Origin of the sequence: Rhodocista pekingensis (genome assembly GCF_042665545.1) — a bacterium.
In the GTDB taxonomy this organism is placed as follows: domain Bacteria; phylum Pseudomonadota; class Alphaproteobacteria; order Azospirillales; family Azospirillaceae; genus Rhodocista; species Rhodocista pekingensis.
Map to the genome: position 1 here is coordinate 51,559 of NZ_JBHTCM010000016.1, position 14,271 is coordinate 65,829.

At 72.0% G+C, this 14,271-nt stretch carries 15 protein-coding genes and 1 tRNA gene; 9 read left to right on the top strand and 7 right to left on the bottom strand.

Annotation, left to right across the window (positions count from 1 at the left end):
- Window positions 1–70: 70 nt before the first annotated feature.
- The 3 genes from ACFQPS_RS14960 to cysQ form a co-directional block, all read right to left on the bottom strand.
- Complete coding sequence (locus tag ACFQPS_RS14960) at window positions 71–895, bottom strand: ferritin-like domain-containing protein (RefSeq protein ID WP_377360025.1); 825 nt, start codon at window positions 893–895, stop codon at window positions 71–73.
- Between the two features lie 80 nt (window positions 896–975).
- Complete coding sequence (locus tag ACFQPS_RS14965; protein ID WP_377360026.1) at window positions 976–1,185, bottom strand: hypothetical protein; 210 nt, start codon at window positions 1,183–1,185, stop codon at window positions 976–978.
- Window positions 1,186–1,335: 150 nt separating this feature from the next.
- Window positions 1,336–2,157, bottom strand: coding sequence for a 3'(2'),5'-bisphosphate nucleotidase CysQ (gene cysQ, locus ACFQPS_RS14970; RefSeq protein ID WP_377360027.1), 822 nt, complete (start codon window positions 2,155–2,157; stop codon window positions 1,336–1,338).
- Between the two features lie 159 nt (window positions 2,158–2,316).
- Between cysQ and ACFQPS_RS14975 the strand changes: the two genes are divergently transcribed.
- Together ACFQPS_RS14975 and ACFQPS_RS14980 are read left to right on the top strand one after the other, a co-directional pair.
- Window positions 2,317–3,156 carry an SOS response-associated peptidase gene (locus ACFQPS_RS14975; RefSeq protein WP_377360028.1) on the top strand — a complete coding sequence of 280 codons (840 nt, stop codon included), beginning with the start codon at window positions 2,317–2,319 and terminating at the stop codon, window positions 3,154–3,156.
- Window positions 3,153–3,680: a thermonuclease family protein gene (locus tag ACFQPS_RS14980; RefSeq protein WP_377360029.1), complete on the top strand. Its 528-nt coding sequence runs from the start codon at window positions 3,153–3,155 to the stop codon at window positions 3,678–3,680. The genes ACFQPS_RS14975 and ACFQPS_RS14980 overlap by 4 nt, the downstream gene beginning before the upstream one ends.
- Window positions 3,681–3,725: 45 nt before the next feature.
- On the opposite strand, the gene ACFQPS_RS14985 is transcribed toward ACFQPS_RS14980, so the two are convergent.
- Window positions 3,726–3,986, bottom strand: a complete 261-nt coding sequence (locus tag ACFQPS_RS14985) for a GlsB/YeaQ/YmgE family stress response membrane protein (protein WP_377360030.1) — start codon at window positions 3,984–3,986, stop codon at window positions 3,726–3,728.
- 212 nt (window positions 3,987–4,198) lie between these two features.
- Between ACFQPS_RS14985 and ACFQPS_RS14990 the strand changes: the two genes are divergently transcribed.
- The gene (locus tag ACFQPS_RS14990; RefSeq protein ID WP_377360031.1) at window positions 4,199–5,701 is read left to right on the top strand and encodes a dynamin family protein; all 1,503 of its coding nucleotides are present in this window, start codon (window positions 4,199–4,201) and stop codon (window positions 5,699–5,701) included.
- A 42-nt stretch (window positions 5,702–5,743) separates the two neighbouring features.
- Here ACFQPS_RS14990 and ACFQPS_RS14995 read toward each other — a convergent pair.
- Window positions 5,744–5,818, bottom strand: a tRNA-Val gene (locus tag ACFQPS_RS14995).
- Window positions 5,819–5,987: 169 nt separating this feature from the next.
- Here ACFQPS_RS14995 and ACFQPS_RS15000 point away from each other — a divergent pair.
- Window positions 5,988–6,866 carry a DUF3108 domain-containing protein gene (locus ACFQPS_RS15000; protein WP_377360032.1) on the top strand — a complete coding sequence of 293 codons (879 nt, stop codon included), beginning with the start codon at window positions 5,988–5,990 and terminating at the stop codon, window positions 6,864–6,866.
- Between the two features lie 50 nt (window positions 6,867–6,916).
- Here ACFQPS_RS15000 and gph read toward each other — a convergent pair whose 3' ends face one another.
- The gene (gene gph, locus ACFQPS_RS15005) at window positions 6,917–7,597 is read right to left on the bottom strand and encodes a phosphoglycolate phosphatase (protein ID WP_377360033.1); all 681 of its coding nucleotides are present in this window, start codon (window positions 7,595–7,597) and stop codon (window positions 6,917–6,919) included.
- A 184-nt stretch (window positions 7,598–7,781) separates the two neighbouring features.
- Here gph and glmU point away from each other — a divergent pair, with 184 nt between their 5' ends.
- The 4 genes from glmU to ACFQPS_RS15025 all read left to right on the top strand — a co-directional run bounded on the left by glmU (window position 7,782) and on the right by ACFQPS_RS15025 (window position 12,068).
- The gene (glmU, locus tag ACFQPS_RS15010) at window positions 7,782–9,161 is read left to right on the top strand and encodes a bifunctional UDP-N-acetylglucosamine diphosphorylase/glucosamine-1-phosphate N-acetyltransferase GlmU (protein WP_377360034.1); all 1,380 of its coding nucleotides are present in this window, start codon (window positions 7,782–7,784) and stop codon (window positions 9,159–9,161) included.
- Window positions 9,162–9,310: 149 nt separating this feature from the next.
- Complete coding sequence (gene gabD / locus ACFQPS_RS15015) at window positions 9,311–10,831, top strand: NADP-dependent succinate-semialdehyde dehydrogenase (RefSeq protein WP_377360035.1); 1,521 nt, start codon at window positions 9,311–9,313, stop codon at window positions 10,829–10,831.
- A 172-nt stretch (window positions 10,832–11,003) separates the two neighbouring features.
- Window positions 11,004–11,450, top strand: a complete 447-nt coding sequence (locus tag ACFQPS_RS15020) for a response regulator (protein WP_377360036.1) — start codon at window positions 11,004–11,006, stop codon at window positions 11,448–11,450.
- A gap of 99 nt (window positions 11,451–11,549) precedes the next feature.
- The gene (locus ACFQPS_RS15025; RefSeq protein WP_377360037.1) at window positions 11,550–12,068 is read left to right on the top strand and encodes a DUF6491 family protein; all 519 of its coding nucleotides are present in this window, start codon (window positions 11,550–11,552) and stop codon (window positions 12,066–12,068) included.
- Window positions 12,069–12,077: 9 nt separating this feature from the next.
- Here ACFQPS_RS15025 and ACFQPS_RS15030 read toward each other — a convergent pair whose 3' ends face one another.
- Window positions 12,078–12,614: a GNAT family N-acetyltransferase gene (locus ACFQPS_RS15030; protein WP_377360038.1), complete on the bottom strand. Its 537-nt coding sequence runs from the start codon at window positions 12,612–12,614 to the stop codon at window positions 12,078–12,080.
- A 239-nt stretch (window positions 12,615–12,853) separates the two neighbouring features.
- Between ACFQPS_RS15030 and gor the strand changes: the two genes are divergently transcribed.
- Window positions 12,854–14,236: a glutathione-disulfide reductase gene (gene gor / locus ACFQPS_RS15035; protein WP_377360039.1), complete on the top strand. Its 1,383-nt coding sequence runs from the start codon at window positions 12,854–12,856 to the stop codon at window positions 14,234–14,236.
- The last annotated feature ends 35 nt before the right edge of the window (window positions 14,237–14,271 follow it).

Below are 14,271 nucleotides of genomic sequence, written 5' to 3' on the forward strand. Positions count from 1 at the left end.
GAACGTGCGCCGATGCCCCAATACCCGTAATGTTTCTGTTCGGTATCAGCCGGCCGGAACCGGGGACCGCTCAGTCCGCCGCCAGGGGCTCGTACCAGTCGGCGGGGAAGTCGGCGCGGGTCCGGCTCGGCTTGTTGAAGGGCCGCTTCAGTCCGGCGCCGAACTGCCGCCGCACCAGCTCCTGCCAGAACGCCTGCGGGTCGCGCCCCAGGGCGGCGGCGCAGGCCCCGAACCAGCGCCGCCCGGCGGCGACATGGCCGATCTCCTCGTCATGGATGATCCGCAGCACGTCGGCGGAGGCATCGTCGCCAGCGCGGCGCAGGCTCTCCACCATGGCGGGGGTGACGTCCAGGCCGCGCGCCTCCAGCACCATCGGCACGATGGCGAGCCGGGCGGGCAGGTCGCCCGCCGTCGCCTCCGCCGCCTGCCACAGCCCGTCATGGGCCGGCAGATCGCCATAGGCGGCGCCCAGGGCGGCCAGCCGCTCCGCCAGCAGGGCATGGTGCTTCGCCTCGTCGTCGGCCACGCCCACCCAGTCGTCACGGAAGGAACGGGGCAGGGGGCTGCCGTCCGGCAGCGCATGGAAGCGGGCGACGATGTCCCAGGCGAGGTCGATGGCGTTCAGCTCGATGTGGGCCAGGGCGTGCAGCAGGGCGATCCGCCCGGCCACGCTCTGCGCCTTGCGCCGCGGCGGCATCTCCCGCGGGGGCAGCAGGACCGGGCGCTCCGGCCGGGCCGGGCGCGCGGGCGGGGGCGCAGACCCGAGCGTCCCGATCCGCCCCTCCCGCCAGGCGGCGGCGAAACGGCGGGTCAGCCGCACCTTCTCCGCCGGGGCGGACACGGTCAGCACCCGCAGGGCGGCATCACAGAGGGTCTCAGGAAGGTCGTCCGTCATCCGGGGGAGATGGGCGCCGCGCCGGTCGCGTCAAGCGGCCCGGCCGTTTCCGTTCCACTGGCGGGCGCGGCCGTGCCGGGTCAGGGCTCGCTGCGCTGCACGTACCATTCGGCCGGCATCTTCGGCGTGTAGTAGAAGCCGGACTCGACCTTCTGCCGCTCCTGCGTCGTGCGGACATAGTCCAGCACCGGCAGCGACCAGGCGAGGGCGAGCAGAACGACCCAGATCAGCGCGGTGGTCACCCGGCCGAACGGCGTCGGAAGATCCTTGTCGAGCTGAGCGGTCTGCATGACGGCCACCATTGTTCGTCCCTGTGAGGACAGTAGCCGTAATGTCTTAAGCCAAGGTTTCGAGAGTGTGTCCAAGTCCTGTATCAAAAGCGGTAAATGAATGTCCGTCCCGTCACAGAATGTTGCAATTGTGTCCGCGACATTTCCGGGTCAGCCGCCGCGGGCCAGGAAATGCGGGTTGGCGAAGCCCGTCTTGCCGTAGGCCAGGGGCTTCCCGTCCAGGGTCTCCACCCGGCCGCCGGCCGCCGCCAGCACGGCATGGCCGGCGGCGGTGTCCCATTCCATCGTCCCGCCCAGCCGGGGGTACAGGTCGGCTACCCCTTCCGCGATGCGGCAGAACTTCAGCGAACTGCCCAGGACCAGCTTCTCCCGCACGGCATGGCGGTCCAGGCAGCGGGCCAGGGCCGCCAGATCGGCATGGGAACGGGAATGCAGCACCGTCAGCCCCTCTGCCGGGGGCGGCCGGACGGCGAGCGGGGTATCCGGCTGCCCGGGCAGGCTGCGCACGGCCGTGCCCGGCCCGGCCGCGGCATAGGTCGCGCCTCCGACCGGGGCATGCACGACGCCCAGCACGGGCGCGCCGTCCCGCACCAGGGCGATGTTGACCGTGAACTCCCCGTTGCCGCGCAGGAACTCCTTCGTGCCGTCCAGCGGATCGACCAGCCAGAAGCTGCCGGCCACGGCGGGGATGTCGCCGGCGGCGAACGCCTCTTCCGAGACCACGGGGATGCCGGGCGTGAGCCGCCGCAGCGCCGGCAGGATCGCCGCTTCCGCCGCCTTGTCGGCGGCCGTGACCGGGCTGCCGTCGGCCTTCCAGGTGGCGGTGGCCCAGGCTCCCGCGTCCCCGGTGCCCGCCCCGGCCTCTGCGCCCGTCCGGCGCCGGTAGACCTCCAGGATGGCCCGGCCGGCCTCCTCGGCGAGGGCGCGGACGGGGCCGAGCAGCGGGGCAACGGAGGAAACGTCTGTCGTCACGATCGGGTCAGCCTGTCAAGGAACGGCCTGCAACGGCTCCCGCTGCCGGGCGGCGGCGGGCAGACCCCCGAGCATCACCAGCGCCGCCGGCATGTCCAGAGATTTGACGGGGCCCACCGCGGCTGGCCGGGCGGCAGGCGGGCTGGTAGGATCGCGGCCATGTGCGGACGCTTCGTCATGGCCACCCCGGTGGCCGAGCTGGCCCGGCTGTTCGGCGTGCCCGACCGCCCCAACCTCGCGCCGCGCTGGAACGTGGCGCCGACACAGGAGATCGCCGTCATCCGCGCCCGCCCGCCCGCGGCGGAGGACGGCGACGGGGTGAACGGCGACGGTATGAGCGGCGATGGGGCTGCCGGCGCGGGAGCGGAGCCGCGGCCCGCGGCCCAGCTCGTCCCCATGCGCTGGGGGCTGGTGCCCTTCTGGGCGAAGGAGGCCGGCATCGGCGCCCGCCTGATCAATGCCCGCGCCGACACGCTGGCGGAAAAGCCCGCCTTCCGTGAGGCGCTGAAGCATCGGCGCTGCCTGATCCCGGCGGACGGCTTCTATGAATGGTCGTCCGTGGGCGGGCGGAAGCAGCCGCACTACATCCACCGGCGCGACGGCGGGGTCCTGGCCTTCGCGGGCCTGTGGGAGAGCTGGCGCGGTCCGAAGGGGGAGCCGCCGCTGGACCCGCCGCTGCTGACGGCGACGATCATCACGACGGAGGCGAACGCCACCCTGCGGCCGCTGCACGGGCGCATGCCCGTGATCCTGGCCGAGGGGGACCGCGACCGTTGGCTGGACCCGGTGACGCCGGTCGCGCAGGCGCTGGCCTTGCTGCGCCCGGCGGCGGACGATCTGTTGCGGGCCATGCCGGTGTCCCCGCGGGTCAATGCCGTGCGCAACGACGATGCGGCCTGCATCCGCCCCTTGTCGGAAGACGGGGCGGGCGCAGAAGGGGCGGGCAGAGACGGGCCTGACGGGGGTGGTGACGGAGAACGGGAGCCGCGGCTGCTATGACAGGACGGCGCACAAGGGCGGTGCTGGCGCTGCTGGGCGGGGCGCTGCTGGGCGGAGTGCTGGCCTCCGGGCTGGCGCGGGCCGAGACGGTGGCCGGTCCGGCGAAGGTGGTCGAGGGCGATACCATCAACGTCAACGGCACGGAGATCCGGCTGTTCGGGATCGACGCCCCCGACCGTGGCCAGACCTGCGAGAATGTCCGCAGCCAGAGCTATGACTGTTTCGCGCTGTCGTCGGTCGCGCTGGAGCGCCTGATCGGCGGGCGCGACGTGACCTGCGAGATCAAACCCAGCGTTGGCACCGGCAAGCTGGGCGTCTGCAAGGTGGAGGGGCGCGATCTGGCGGGCATGATGGTGAATGCCGGCTGGGCCCTGTCCTACCGCCGCATCGCCCAGGACTATGCCGCGATCGAGGCCCAGGCGATCAGCCGCCGCCGGGGCATGTGGGCCGGCCGGGTGGAACCGCCCTGGCAGTGGCGGTCACGCCAGATCGGCGCCAGGCCGGAAACCCCGGACGGCGGCTGAAACGCAGGAACTGGCACGCAGGATGCCGTATCGGGTCGGACCGGCTCAGACTGTCGTGCTGCGCCGTCCGGCGACCATGCGGTAGACGGCCAGCAGGATGATGGCGCCGACCACGGCGCCGATGAAGCCGGCCCCTTCGCCGGCCCTGTACCAGCCGATCGCCTGTCCCAGATAGGTGGCGGCGAAGGCGCCGGCGATCCCCAGCAGCGTGGTGATGATGAACCCGCCGGGATCGCGGCCGGGCATCAGGAACTTGGCGACGATCCCGGCCAGCAGGCCGATGATCAGGGTCCACAGGATTTCCATCTGGGTCTCCCCCTTCGGGTTACGGCGCAACGCCGACACGGGGCAGCAACACCCGCACGGGTCGGGCGGTTCCGGCCCCTTGCCTTCGCGGGGCCTCTCCCGGCCTGCGCGTTTTGCTCATCCGGTCCACGGCACGAACCCGCGCCCCGGGCGTTCAAGCAGCGGGTGGAAACCGATACGACCGGAACCGAACTGATGGGGGAACCGAACTGATGGCACGCACCGCCGCGGACGCGCGCATCGACAGCCTTCGGGATCATCTGAAGGCCGAGAATCCGGACCTGGTGCCCCTGGTCGAAACCTACAGCCGTATGGATGCCGTGCTGCGGCGCCTGCGCCTGATCGGCCCGGAGGAGACGCTGACGAACCGCATCGGCTGGTGGCCGGTGATTTCGGCCGTCGGCCTCTATTCCGCCGGCAAATCCACGATCCTCAACGACTTCCTGGGCCAGCCGGTGCAGCGGACGGGCAATCAGGCGGTGGACGACAAGTTCACCGTGATCTGCCACGGCAACGAGCTGCGCGAATTGCCGGGCACGGCGCTGGACGTGGACCCGCGCTTCCCCTTCCACCAGATGGGGGCGGAGATCGAGAAGGTGGTGCCCGGCGAGGGCAAGATGGTGGACCGCTTCCTGGCCCTGAAGACCGTGCCGGCGGAGGAGATCCGGGGCCTGATCCTGGTGGACAGCCCGGGCTTCGACAGCGACGAGTACCGCGCCTCCACCCTGCGCCTGATCGACCATATCCTCGACCTCTCCGACCTCGCGCTGGTCGTCTTCGACGCGCGCAAGCCCGAGCCGGGGGTGATGCGCGACACGCTGGACAAGCTGGTGGCGCGCATCAGGGACCGGCCGGATGCGAACAAGTTCCTGTTCGTGCTGAACCAGATCGACGCCACGGCGCGCGAGGACAATCTGGAAGAGGTGGTGGGCGCCTGGCAGCGGGCGCTGGCCGGGGTCGGCATCACCGGCGGCCGCTTCTACGCGATCTACAGCGACCGCGCCGCCGGCAGCGCCGAGGTGCATCCCCGCCTTCAGGAGATCAGCCGCCGCGACATGGCGGAGATCCGGCTGCGCATCCAGCAGATCCCCTCCGTCCGCGGCTACCGCATCGCCAGCGGGCTTGAGGCGGTCGCCAAGGACGTGCGGGAGGAGGCCGTGCCGCGCATCACCGATGCCCTGCGCCGCTGGCGCCAGGCCACCGGCACCGCCACGCTGGCGGCCCTGGTCGTCGGCATCGTCGCCGTCATCGCCGCAGCCATCGGGGCGGGGGGCATCGGCCTTCTGGCGGAGGAGCCGTGGCCCTACATCGCCATCGTGGCCGTGCTGCTGCTGGTGCTGGCCGTGCGGGTGGTCACCGCCCGCGCCGCGGCGTCCCGCATCGCCCGGTCGTTGCCGGCGAAGCTGGGCGCCTTCGGACTGTCGGTGCGCGAGGCGTTCCAGGAGGCGACGCGGCTGCCCCTGATCCCGCGCAGCACGCCCGTCGGCTGGGGGCCGGCCACGGACAAGCGCCTGCGCGAGATCCATGCCGAGGTGTCCGCCGAGGTGCGCCGCCTGAACGACCGCTATGCCGTGCCCAGCGCGCCGCGCGGCGGCACCGGACCGGCGACGGGCCGGGGGCCGTTGCTGCCGGGTCAGGGCGACCAGCCGCCCCGCAGCGTCGCGGTGGAGACGCCGGACCGCACCGACGTTGCGGCACGCCAGGCGACGTCCTGAGCGGATGCTGTGGAAACCGGATTGTCAGGAGAAGGGGACGGATGGTGGGCGCGGTAGGGATTGAACCTACGACCCCCGCCGTGTGAAGGCGATGCTCTCCCGCTGAGCTACGCGCCCATCCGTCGTGGGCCGGTGATATAGGGCGGGCGAACGGGGGCTGTCAACCACTTATCGCAGGCGTTCCCGTCAATCCTCGCCGGACGCCCCGGATGCGCCGTTGCAGGCACCGTCCGGGGCCCTATCTTCCTGGCATCATCTTCGTGGCATCGCCACCGGGAGGTTCCGCATGCGTCCGCTTCGCGCCGCCGCCGTTTCCGCCCTGGCCATGCTTCTGGCCCTTCCGCTGACCGCCCTGCCGGCCGTGGCGGACGATCCGGCTGCGGCCGGACCGGGAGGCGGCTACCGGCTCTCCTACGCGGTCCATGTCGGGGGCATTCACGTCATGGATGCCGAAGCGCATCTGTCCCTGGTGCGGGACAGCTACCGGATCGGCATGCGGGCGGCGACCGACGGCTTCCTCGGACGGGTCGCGGACTGGCGGGCGGACATCACCTCGCACGGCCGCCTGGACGGAGCGGGGCTGCCCCGGCCGCAGGAGTACCGCGCCCTCAGCGTCTGGCGGAGCAAGGCGCGCAACACGGTCCTGGAGTATGAGGACGGCACGCCCCGGCTGGCCCTGGTCGAGCCGCCGCCGGAGGAGGACCGGGAGCCCGTGCCCGAGCATCTCCGGCCGGCGACCGTCGATCCCATGACCGCCATCGTCGCCGCCCTGGAGTCGGTGGCGGAGGGGCGGGGCTGCGGCGGGGCGGTCCCCGTCTATGACGGGCGCCAGCGTTACGATCTCGTCTTCGCCGACCGTGGCCGGGAGACCCTTCCGGCCAACGACATCTCCAGTTTTGCCGGTGAGGCGGTGGCCTGCGCCATCGAGTTCAAGCCGCTGGCCGGGCGCTGGAAGGAGCGGCAGGCGCAGCGGCGCGACCGGGACGACGATGCCCGTCGGGCGCGCGACACCACGCCCGTCTTCTGGGTCGGCCGGCCGGTGCCGGAGGGGCCGCCGGTGCCGGTGCGGTTGCAGGCGTCGAGTCCCCTGGGCACGGTGATGATCCACCTGTCCGGGCTGGAGCGGATGGGACCCGGGGATACGGTCGGACTGCCGCCGCTCTGACCCGCAGGTCCCCGGCCGGGGCGGCGCGCGACGCGTAAGCAAAACGCGGCTCAGTCCACCAGACTCTCCAGGGCCTCCGGCAGATGCGCGAACAGGTCGATGACCCGGTCCGCGCCCAGCTCCACCACCGGCATCCGCGGATAACCGTAGGAGACGGCGATGACCGGCATCCCGGCGGCGCGGGCGGCCTTCACGTCGTTGCCGTTGTCGCCCACCATGACGGCGCGGTCGGCGCCATGGCCCAGCGTCTCCAGCGCGTGCAGCAGCGGGTCGGGGGCGGGCTTGCGCCGGGGCAGGGTGTCGCCGCCGACCACGGCCGCGAATCGCGGCCCCAGTCCCAGGTCGCGCAGCAGGGTGCGGCTGATGCCCTCCGGCTTGTTGGTGCAGAGCCCCAGCCGGTGGCCCGCCGCGACCAGCCGCTCCAGCGTCTCCGGCACGCCCGGATAGACCGAGCCGGGCACGGCCGGCACCTCGGCATAGAGGGCGAGATAGCGGCGCACGGCGCCGGGAAGCTCCTCTTCCGGCAGCGGGTCGCCGCCGGCGGCGAAGCCGCGCTCGACCAGTTTCGCCGCGCCGTCGCCGACGAACTGGCGGACCTGCGCCTCCGTCACGGGCGGGCGGCCGCGCTCGGCCAGCAGGCCGTTCAGCGCGGAGCCGATCTCCGGCGCGCTGTCGATCAGGGTGCCGTCGAAATCGAACAGCAGGGCGGGAAACCGGGCCGGGGCTCTCATCCGAACGACACCCTCTCGGAACGGGCCGGTCCGGAAGCGGACCGGCGCGAAAGTTGGATTTGGCGGACAGGGTGGCCTGTGGCACAAGCCTCGCGGGACCCCGCCCGACTGCAAGATAGGGGGCCGCGGGGGCGAAGGCACGTCCGCATCCTTCGCACTCCGATCGGGGAACGAGGAGAACAGGATGACCGACCGCCGTCTCGCCTGCGTCGTGCTGGCCGCCGGAAAAGGCACGCGGATGAAATCCGACCTGCCCAAGGTGCTGCATCCCCTGGCCGGGGTGCCCATGGTGCGCCATGTCGTGGACGCCGCCGCCAGCCTGGAACCCGAGCGCATCGTCGTCGTCGTCGGTCCCGGCATGGACAGCGTCGCCGCCGCCGTGGCGCCGCACCCGACCGTCGTGCAGCAGCGCCAGCAGGGCACGGCCGACGCCCTGGCTGCGGCGCTGCCGCTGCTGGAGGGCTTCGACGGCGACGTGCTGGTGCTCTACGGCGACACGCCGCTGATCCGGTCGGAGACGCTGGCGCGGCTGACGGAGGCGCGGCGGACCCCGGTCGGGGCCGCTGGCACCGATCCGGCCGTCGTCGTCCTGGGCATGCGTCCGGACGATCCCGGTGCCTATGGCCGGCTGGTGCTGGACGCCGACGGCGGCCTTTCCCGCATCGTGGAATATCTCGACGCCACGCCGGAGGAGCGGGCCCTGGGCCTGTGCAACGCCGGGCTGATGGCGCTCGACGGCGGCCGGCTGCGCGCCGTCATGGAGCGCATCGGCAACGACAACGCCAAGGGCGAATACTACCTGACCGACGCGGTCGCCGTGGCGCGGGCCTTCGGCTGGACCTGCGCCGTGGTGGAGGGGGCGACGGAGGAGGCGCTGGGCGTCAATTCCCGCGCCGAGCTGGCGGCGCTGGAGGGGCTCATGCAGGACCGGCTGCGCAGCGCCGCCATGGCGGGCGGGGCGACGCTGGTCGATCCCGCCACCGTCTGGTTCGCCGCCGACACGCGGCTGGGCCGCGACGTCACCGTGGGCCAGAACGTCGTCTTCGGTCCCGGCGTCACGGTCGAGGATGGGGTCGAGATCCTGCCCTTCTGCCACCTGACCGGCGTCACCATCCGCAAGGGCGCCGTGGTCGGCCCCTTCGCCCGCATGCGCCCCGGCAGCGAGATCGGGGAAGGCGCCCATATCGGCAACTTCGTCGAGGTGAAGGGCAGCCGCGTCGGCCCCGGTGCCAAGGCCAACCATCTGGCCTATCTGGGCGACACCGATGTGGGGGCGAAGAGCAACATCGGCGCCGGCACCATCACCTGCAACTATGACGGCTTCCTGAAACACCGCACCGCCATCGGCGCCGGGGTCTTCGTCGGCTCCAACAGCACGCTGGTGGCGCCGCTCCGCATCGGGGACGGCGCCTTCATCGCCGGCGGCTCCGTCATCACGACGGAGGTGCCGGCGGATGCCCTGGCCTTCGGCCGCACCCGTCAGGTGGTCAAGGAAGCCTGGGCCGCCTCCTACCGCACCCGCAAGCAGGCGGAGAAGGCGGCGAAGGAGAAGGCCAAGGGCTGAGGGGGCGCCTCCCCGAACCAGGGCCGGGTGGAATTCGCCGCGCGGGGGCCGGGCACCCGCTCCCATCCGGCGCCGCGGGCTGTTAGGGTCGGTGGAAGAGGCCGCCAGCGGAGGCGGCCGCCAGAAGACCCCGCCGGGACAGGAACGCCATGGCCACCGCGACGACCGACAGCGTGACGAGAGACAGCGCGACCACAGAGACTCCGGCCCGCCTGGGCCTTTCGGACCCCGGCCTGTTCCGGCAGGCCTGCTTCCTGGACGGGCAGTGGGTCGGTGCCGACTCCGGCAAGACCATCGCTGTCACCAACCCCGCCGACGGCAGCGCGCTGGGCACCGTGCCCGCCATGGGGGCGGAGGAGGCGCGCCGGGCCATTGCGGCGGCGGAGCGTGCCTGGCCGGCCTGGCGGGCGAAGACGGCGAAGGAGCGGGCGCAGGTGCTGCGCCGCTGGTACGAGCTGATGCTGGCGCACCAGGAGGATCTGGCGCGCATCATGACGGCCGAGCAGGGCAAGCCCCTGGCCGAGAGCCGCGGCGAGATCGTCTATGCCGCCAACTTCCTGGAATGGTTCGCGGAGGAGGCGAAGCGCGTCTATGGCGACGTGATCCCGACCCACCGGCCGGGATCGCGCATCGTCGTCGTCAAGGAGCCGGTCGGCGTCACCGCGGCCATCACGCCCTGGAACTTCCCCGCCGCGATGATCACCCGCAAGGCCGGCCCGGCGCTCGCGGCGGGCTGTCCGATGGTGGTGAAGCCGGCCAGCTACACCCCCTTCAGCGCGCTCGCCATGGCCGTGCTGGCGGAGCGTGCGGGCGTGCCGCCGGGGGTTCTCTCCGTCCTCACCGGCTCGGCCGGCGCCATCGGCGGCGAGTTCACCGCCAATCCCGTCGTCCGCAAGCTGTCCTTCACCGGCTCCACGGAGATCGGCAAGACGCTGATGGCCCAGTGCGCCGGCACGGTGAAGAAGCTGAGCCTGGAACTGGGCGGCAACGCCCCCTTCATCGTGTTCGACGATGCCGACCTGGACGCGGCGGTGCAGGGCGCCATCGCCTCCAAGTACCGCAACACCGGCCAGACCTGCGTCTGCGCCAACCGCCTGCTGGTGCAGGACGGCGTCTACGACGCCTTCGCGGCCAGACTGGCCGAGGCCGTGCGCGGGCTGAAGGTGGCGAACGGGCTGGAGGAAGGGGCGACGCAGGGGCCCCTGATCGACATGGCCGCCGTGGAGAAGGTGGAGGAGCACATCCGCGACGCCGTGTCGAAGGGCGCGCGGATCGTCACCGGCGGCCGGCGCCACGCGCTCGGCGGCAGCTTCTTCGAGCCGACCGTGCTGGCCGATGTGACGCCGGCCATGGCGGTGGCGCGGGAGGAGACGTTCGGGCCGGTGGCCCCCCTGTTCCGCTTCAAGGACGAGGCGGAGGCGATCCGGCTCGCCAACGCCACCGAGTACGGCCTGGCCGCCTATTTCTACGCCCGCGACCTGGGCCGCGTCTGGCGGGTGGCGGAGGCGCTGGAATACGGGATCGTCGGCATCAACGAGGGCATCATCTCCACCGAGGTGGCCCCGTTCGGCGGCATGAAGGAGAGCGGGGTGGGACGCGAGGGCTCGAAGTACGGGCTCGACGAGTATCTGGAGATCAAATACCTGCTGATGGGCGGGATCGGCGCCTGAAGCACCCCGTCCGCGCCGCCCCGGCGCGGACGGGTGCGTGCCGTCGGGGGGGCACCCCTTCCGTGCTCCACCCAATGCCCAGGCCGTTCGGCGGGCCGTTTCCGGGGGGACTCGTGTTGTCTGGGGGTCGCGCCTCCGCGCGCCCCGCTGACACCCTCCGGGAGGTATCGCCATGTCCGAGCAGCCGACGGTCCTGATCGTCGAGGACGACGCGCTCACGGCGCTGGAACTGTCCAATCTCGCGGCCCAGGTGGGCTGCCGGGTCGTCGGGCTGGCCTCGACCGGCCCGCGCGGGGTGGCGCTGGCCGACCATCTCCGTCCCGACCTCGTGCTGCTGGATGTCAGGCTGGCGAAGGGGACCGACGGGCTGGACGCGGCGCGGCAGATCCGCCGCCAGCTCAAGCTGGACGTGGTGCTGATCTCCGGCTGGGTGCCGGAAGAGGGGATGGACGAGATCACGGCCGACCTGCCGCTCGTGCGCAAGCCCTTCGTCGCGGACGACATCCGGGAGATGCTCCGCCACCGGCTCGGCCTCGGCACGGGGTACGGGGCCGAACCGGCCGGGTTTCCCCCGCGGGCGCCGCGGCTCCTGATGCTGCCGGCCTCGGCCGCGTCCTGACGCCCGCCCTGCGCTGCCCTGGTGGTTCTCGCCAAACGGGGTGCCCCGTTCTATGATCCGGCGCGTGAGGGGGTGTTCGAACGATGTCGTGAGGGCACCATGAAAACACTGCTGTCCCCGGGCGCCCGATTGTCGGTGCTGGCGGTCTGCCTGTCGCTTCTCCTGTCCGGGGCCGCCCTGGCCCGGCCGGGCGATGCCGGCCAGCCGGCCGCCGGACCGCCCGGCGGCGAAATCCAGACGGTCGCCGGGGTCCGGGTCAAGGGCGACAAGGCCGCCTGCACCTGGGCCCGGAACGTGGACGACTGGCAGCCGGTCGACCGCGGCCATGTCATCATCCGCAGCGGTGTGCGCGACCGCTATCTGGTCCGCTTCAGCGGCGCCTGCTTCGGCGATCCGAAATATGAGACGGCGATCGGCGTCGTCACCCGCAGCAGCCAGCTCTGTGGCTATGGCGGCGACGCGCTGATCATCGACGGGCAACGCTGCACCGTGCTGGAGATGTGGGAGGTCACCCAGGACCAGCCCGAAGGCTCGCCCGCCGCGGACCTGTCACGCAAGGGCAAGGACGGGGCGCAGAAGGACGGGGCCGGAAAGGACGCCCGGCCCGGCGGCGGCTGAGCCGTCCGGTCAGGCGCTGGCCTGGGCGCGCGGGGTCAGCCAGGCCCCGCGCTCCAGCAGGTAGCGCCGGACCGGCACCCCGGATTCCAGGCTCGTCGCCTCGTGCCGCATCCCCGCACCTTCCAGGATGCGGATGGAGGCGTGGTTGCCCGCATCCACGGTCGCCAGCACCCGGGCGAAGCCCTGCTCGCGGAAGCCGTAATCCAGCAGTGCCCGGGCCAGCCGGCGGCCGATGCCGCGCCCCCAACGGTTGCGCGCCAGCCCGTAGATGATCTCCGGCAGCGCCTCGCGGCCCGGCGGCACGAAGCCGCCCCAGCCGATCACCCGGTCGTCCACCGGGTCCGCCACGATGAAGCTGCCATAGCCGACGCGGGAATAGTTGCCCGCGCTGTTGGCGATCCAGTTCTCCACCTGGGTCGAGGTGAGCACGGTCCCGTCGCCGACATGGCGCATCACCACCGGGTCGCTGCATACGGCCAGCAGCCCCGGCGCATCATCCGGGCGCATGCGGCGGAGGGCGAAATCGCCCGCGATATGGATGGCCATACCGGTTCCCTTCCTTCCCTTCTCCCCTGGGTGATAGGCCCTTTCGCCGGGGCGGGCCAGCCTCCAGTCGCCTTCGCCGGACCACCCGCGCGGACTGGCCGCGGCCAGTCCTCGTATGACGGTTTAGCAAACCGTTATGCTTCCTCCTCTGGCACGGTGGGCTCGGTGAAGTGGACGCCGGGGGCATGCGTGGGGCACAAGGGGCGGATGACGATCCGGGCAGTAGAGGGAGGACGGCGGTGCCAGCCTACGATTTCGACCTGTTCACCATCGGCGGCGGTTCCGGCGGTGTCCGCGCCGCCCGTATCGCCAGCCAGCACGGCGCCCGGGTCGGGCTGGCCGAGGAGGGCCGGCTCGGCGGCACCTGCGTCAATGTCGGCTGCGTGCCGAAGAAGCTGCTGGTCTATGCCGCCCAGTACGCCCACGACATGGAGGATGCAGCCGGCTACGGCTGGGCCGTGGGCGGGCGGACGCACGACTGGTCCCGCCTGATCGCCGCGAAGGACACGGAGATCGCACGGTTGAACGGCATCTACCGCCGGCTGCTGGAGGGGGCGGGGGTGACCCTGTTCGAGGGACGGGCCAGGGTCGTGGACCCGCATACGGTGGAGGTGGCCGGTCAGCGGGTGACGGCCGAGCGCATCCTGATCGCCACCGGCGGCTGGCCGGAACTGCCCGACGAGCCGGGAGCGCGGGAGTACGGCATCACCTCCAACGAGGTGTTCCACCTGGAGCGCTTCCCGGAGCGCGTCGTGGTCGCCGGCGGCGGCTACATCGCCACCGAATTCGCCTGCATGTTCAACGGGCTGGGCGCGAAGGTCAGGCAGCTCTACCGTGGCAAGCAGATCCTGCGCGGCTTCGACCGCGACGTGCGCGAGTTCCTGACCGAGGAACTGGTCAAGAGCGGCATCGACCTGCGGCTCAACACGGTCATCAAGCGGATCGAGAAGGCGGGCGACTGCCTGATGGCGGAGCTGTCCGACGGCCGCTCCATCGAATGCGACGCCGTGGTCTATGCCATCGGCCGGCGGCCGATGAGCCGGGGCATCGGGCTGGAGGAGGCGGGCGTCGCCCTGGATGCGGCCGGAGCCGTCATCGTGGACGGGGGATACCGCACCAGCGTGCCGAGCATCTATGCGCTCGGCGACGTGACCAACCGGGTGAACCTGACCCCCGTCGCCATCGCCGAGGGCCACGCCCTGGCCGATACCCTGTTCGGCGGCAATCCGCGCGATGTCTGCTACGACAACATCCCGACCGCCGTCTTCAGCATCCCGCCGGTGGCGACCTGCGGCCTGACGGAAGAGGAGGCGCGGCAGCGGCTGGGGGCGGTGGACATCTACCGCACCACCTTCAAGCCGATGCGCCACCAGCTCAGCGGCCGCGACCAGCGCACCTTGATGAAGCTGGTGGTGGACCGCGCCAGTCAGCGGGTGGTCGGCTGCCACATGGTCGGCGCCGACACGCCGGAGATGATCCAGGGCGTCGCCGTCGCCATGAATGCCGGCGCCACCAAACAGGTCTTCGACCGCACCATCGGGCTGCACCCGACGGCGGCGGAGGAGTTCGTCACGATGCGGACGAAGGCGCCCGACCCGGAGGCCCCGGACCGCAAGGACTGACCGGCGACGGCCTCGCCGCCGCTGTTCCTGGCCGG

Bases quoted from the DNA above. Each gene is read 5' to 3' on its own strand.
- ACFQPS_RS14985 (WP_377360030.1), bottom strand. From the start codon at position 3,986: ATGGAAATCCTGTGGACCCTGATCATCGGCCTGCTGGCCGGGATCGTC.
- ACFQPS_RS15000 (WP_377360032.1), top strand. From the start codon at position 5,988: ATGCGTCCGCTTCGCGCCGCCGCCGTTTCCGCCCTGGCCATGCTTCTG.
- gabD (WP_377360035.1), top strand. From the start codon at position 9,311: ATGGCCACCGCGACGACCGACAGCGTGACGAGAGACAGCGCGACCACA.
- gph (WP_377360033.1), bottom strand. From the start codon at position 7,597: ATGAGAGCCCCGGCCCGGTTTCCCGCCCTGCTGTTCGATTTCGACGGC.
- ACFQPS_RS14965 (WP_377360026.1), bottom strand. From the start codon at position 1,185: ATGCAGACCGCTCAGCTCGACAAGGATCTTCCGACGCCGTTCGGCCGG.
- ACFQPS_RS15030 (WP_377360038.1), bottom strand. From the start codon at position 12,614: ATGGCCATCCATATCGCGGGCGATTTCGCCCTCCGCCGCATGCGCCCG.
- glmU (WP_377360034.1), top strand. From the start codon at position 7,782: ATGACCGACCGCCGTCTCGCCTGCGTCGTGCTGGCCGCCGGAAAAGGC.
- ACFQPS_RS15020 (WP_377360036.1), top strand. From the start codon at position 11,004: ATGTCCGAGCAGCCGACGGTCCTGATCGTCGAGGACGACGCGCTCACG.
- ACFQPS_RS14990 (WP_377360031.1), top strand. From the start codon at position 4,199: ATGGCACGCACCGCCGCGGACGCGCGCATCGACAGCCTTCGGGATCAT.
- ACFQPS_RS15025 (WP_377360037.1), top strand. From the start codon at position 11,550: ATGAAAACACTGCTGTCCCCGGGCGCCCGATTGTCGGTGCTGGCGGTC.
- ACFQPS_RS14980 (WP_377360029.1), top strand. From the start codon at position 3,153: ATGACAGGACGGCGCACAAGGGCGGTGCTGGCGCTGCTGGGCGGGGCG.
- ACFQPS_RS14975 (WP_377360028.1), top strand. From the start codon at position 2,317: ATGTGCGGACGCTTCGTCATGGCCACCCCGGTGGCCGAGCTGGCCCGG.
- ACFQPS_RS14960 (WP_377360025.1), bottom strand. From the start codon at position 895: ATGACGGACGACCTTCCTGAGACCCTCTGTGATGCCGCCCTGCGGGTG.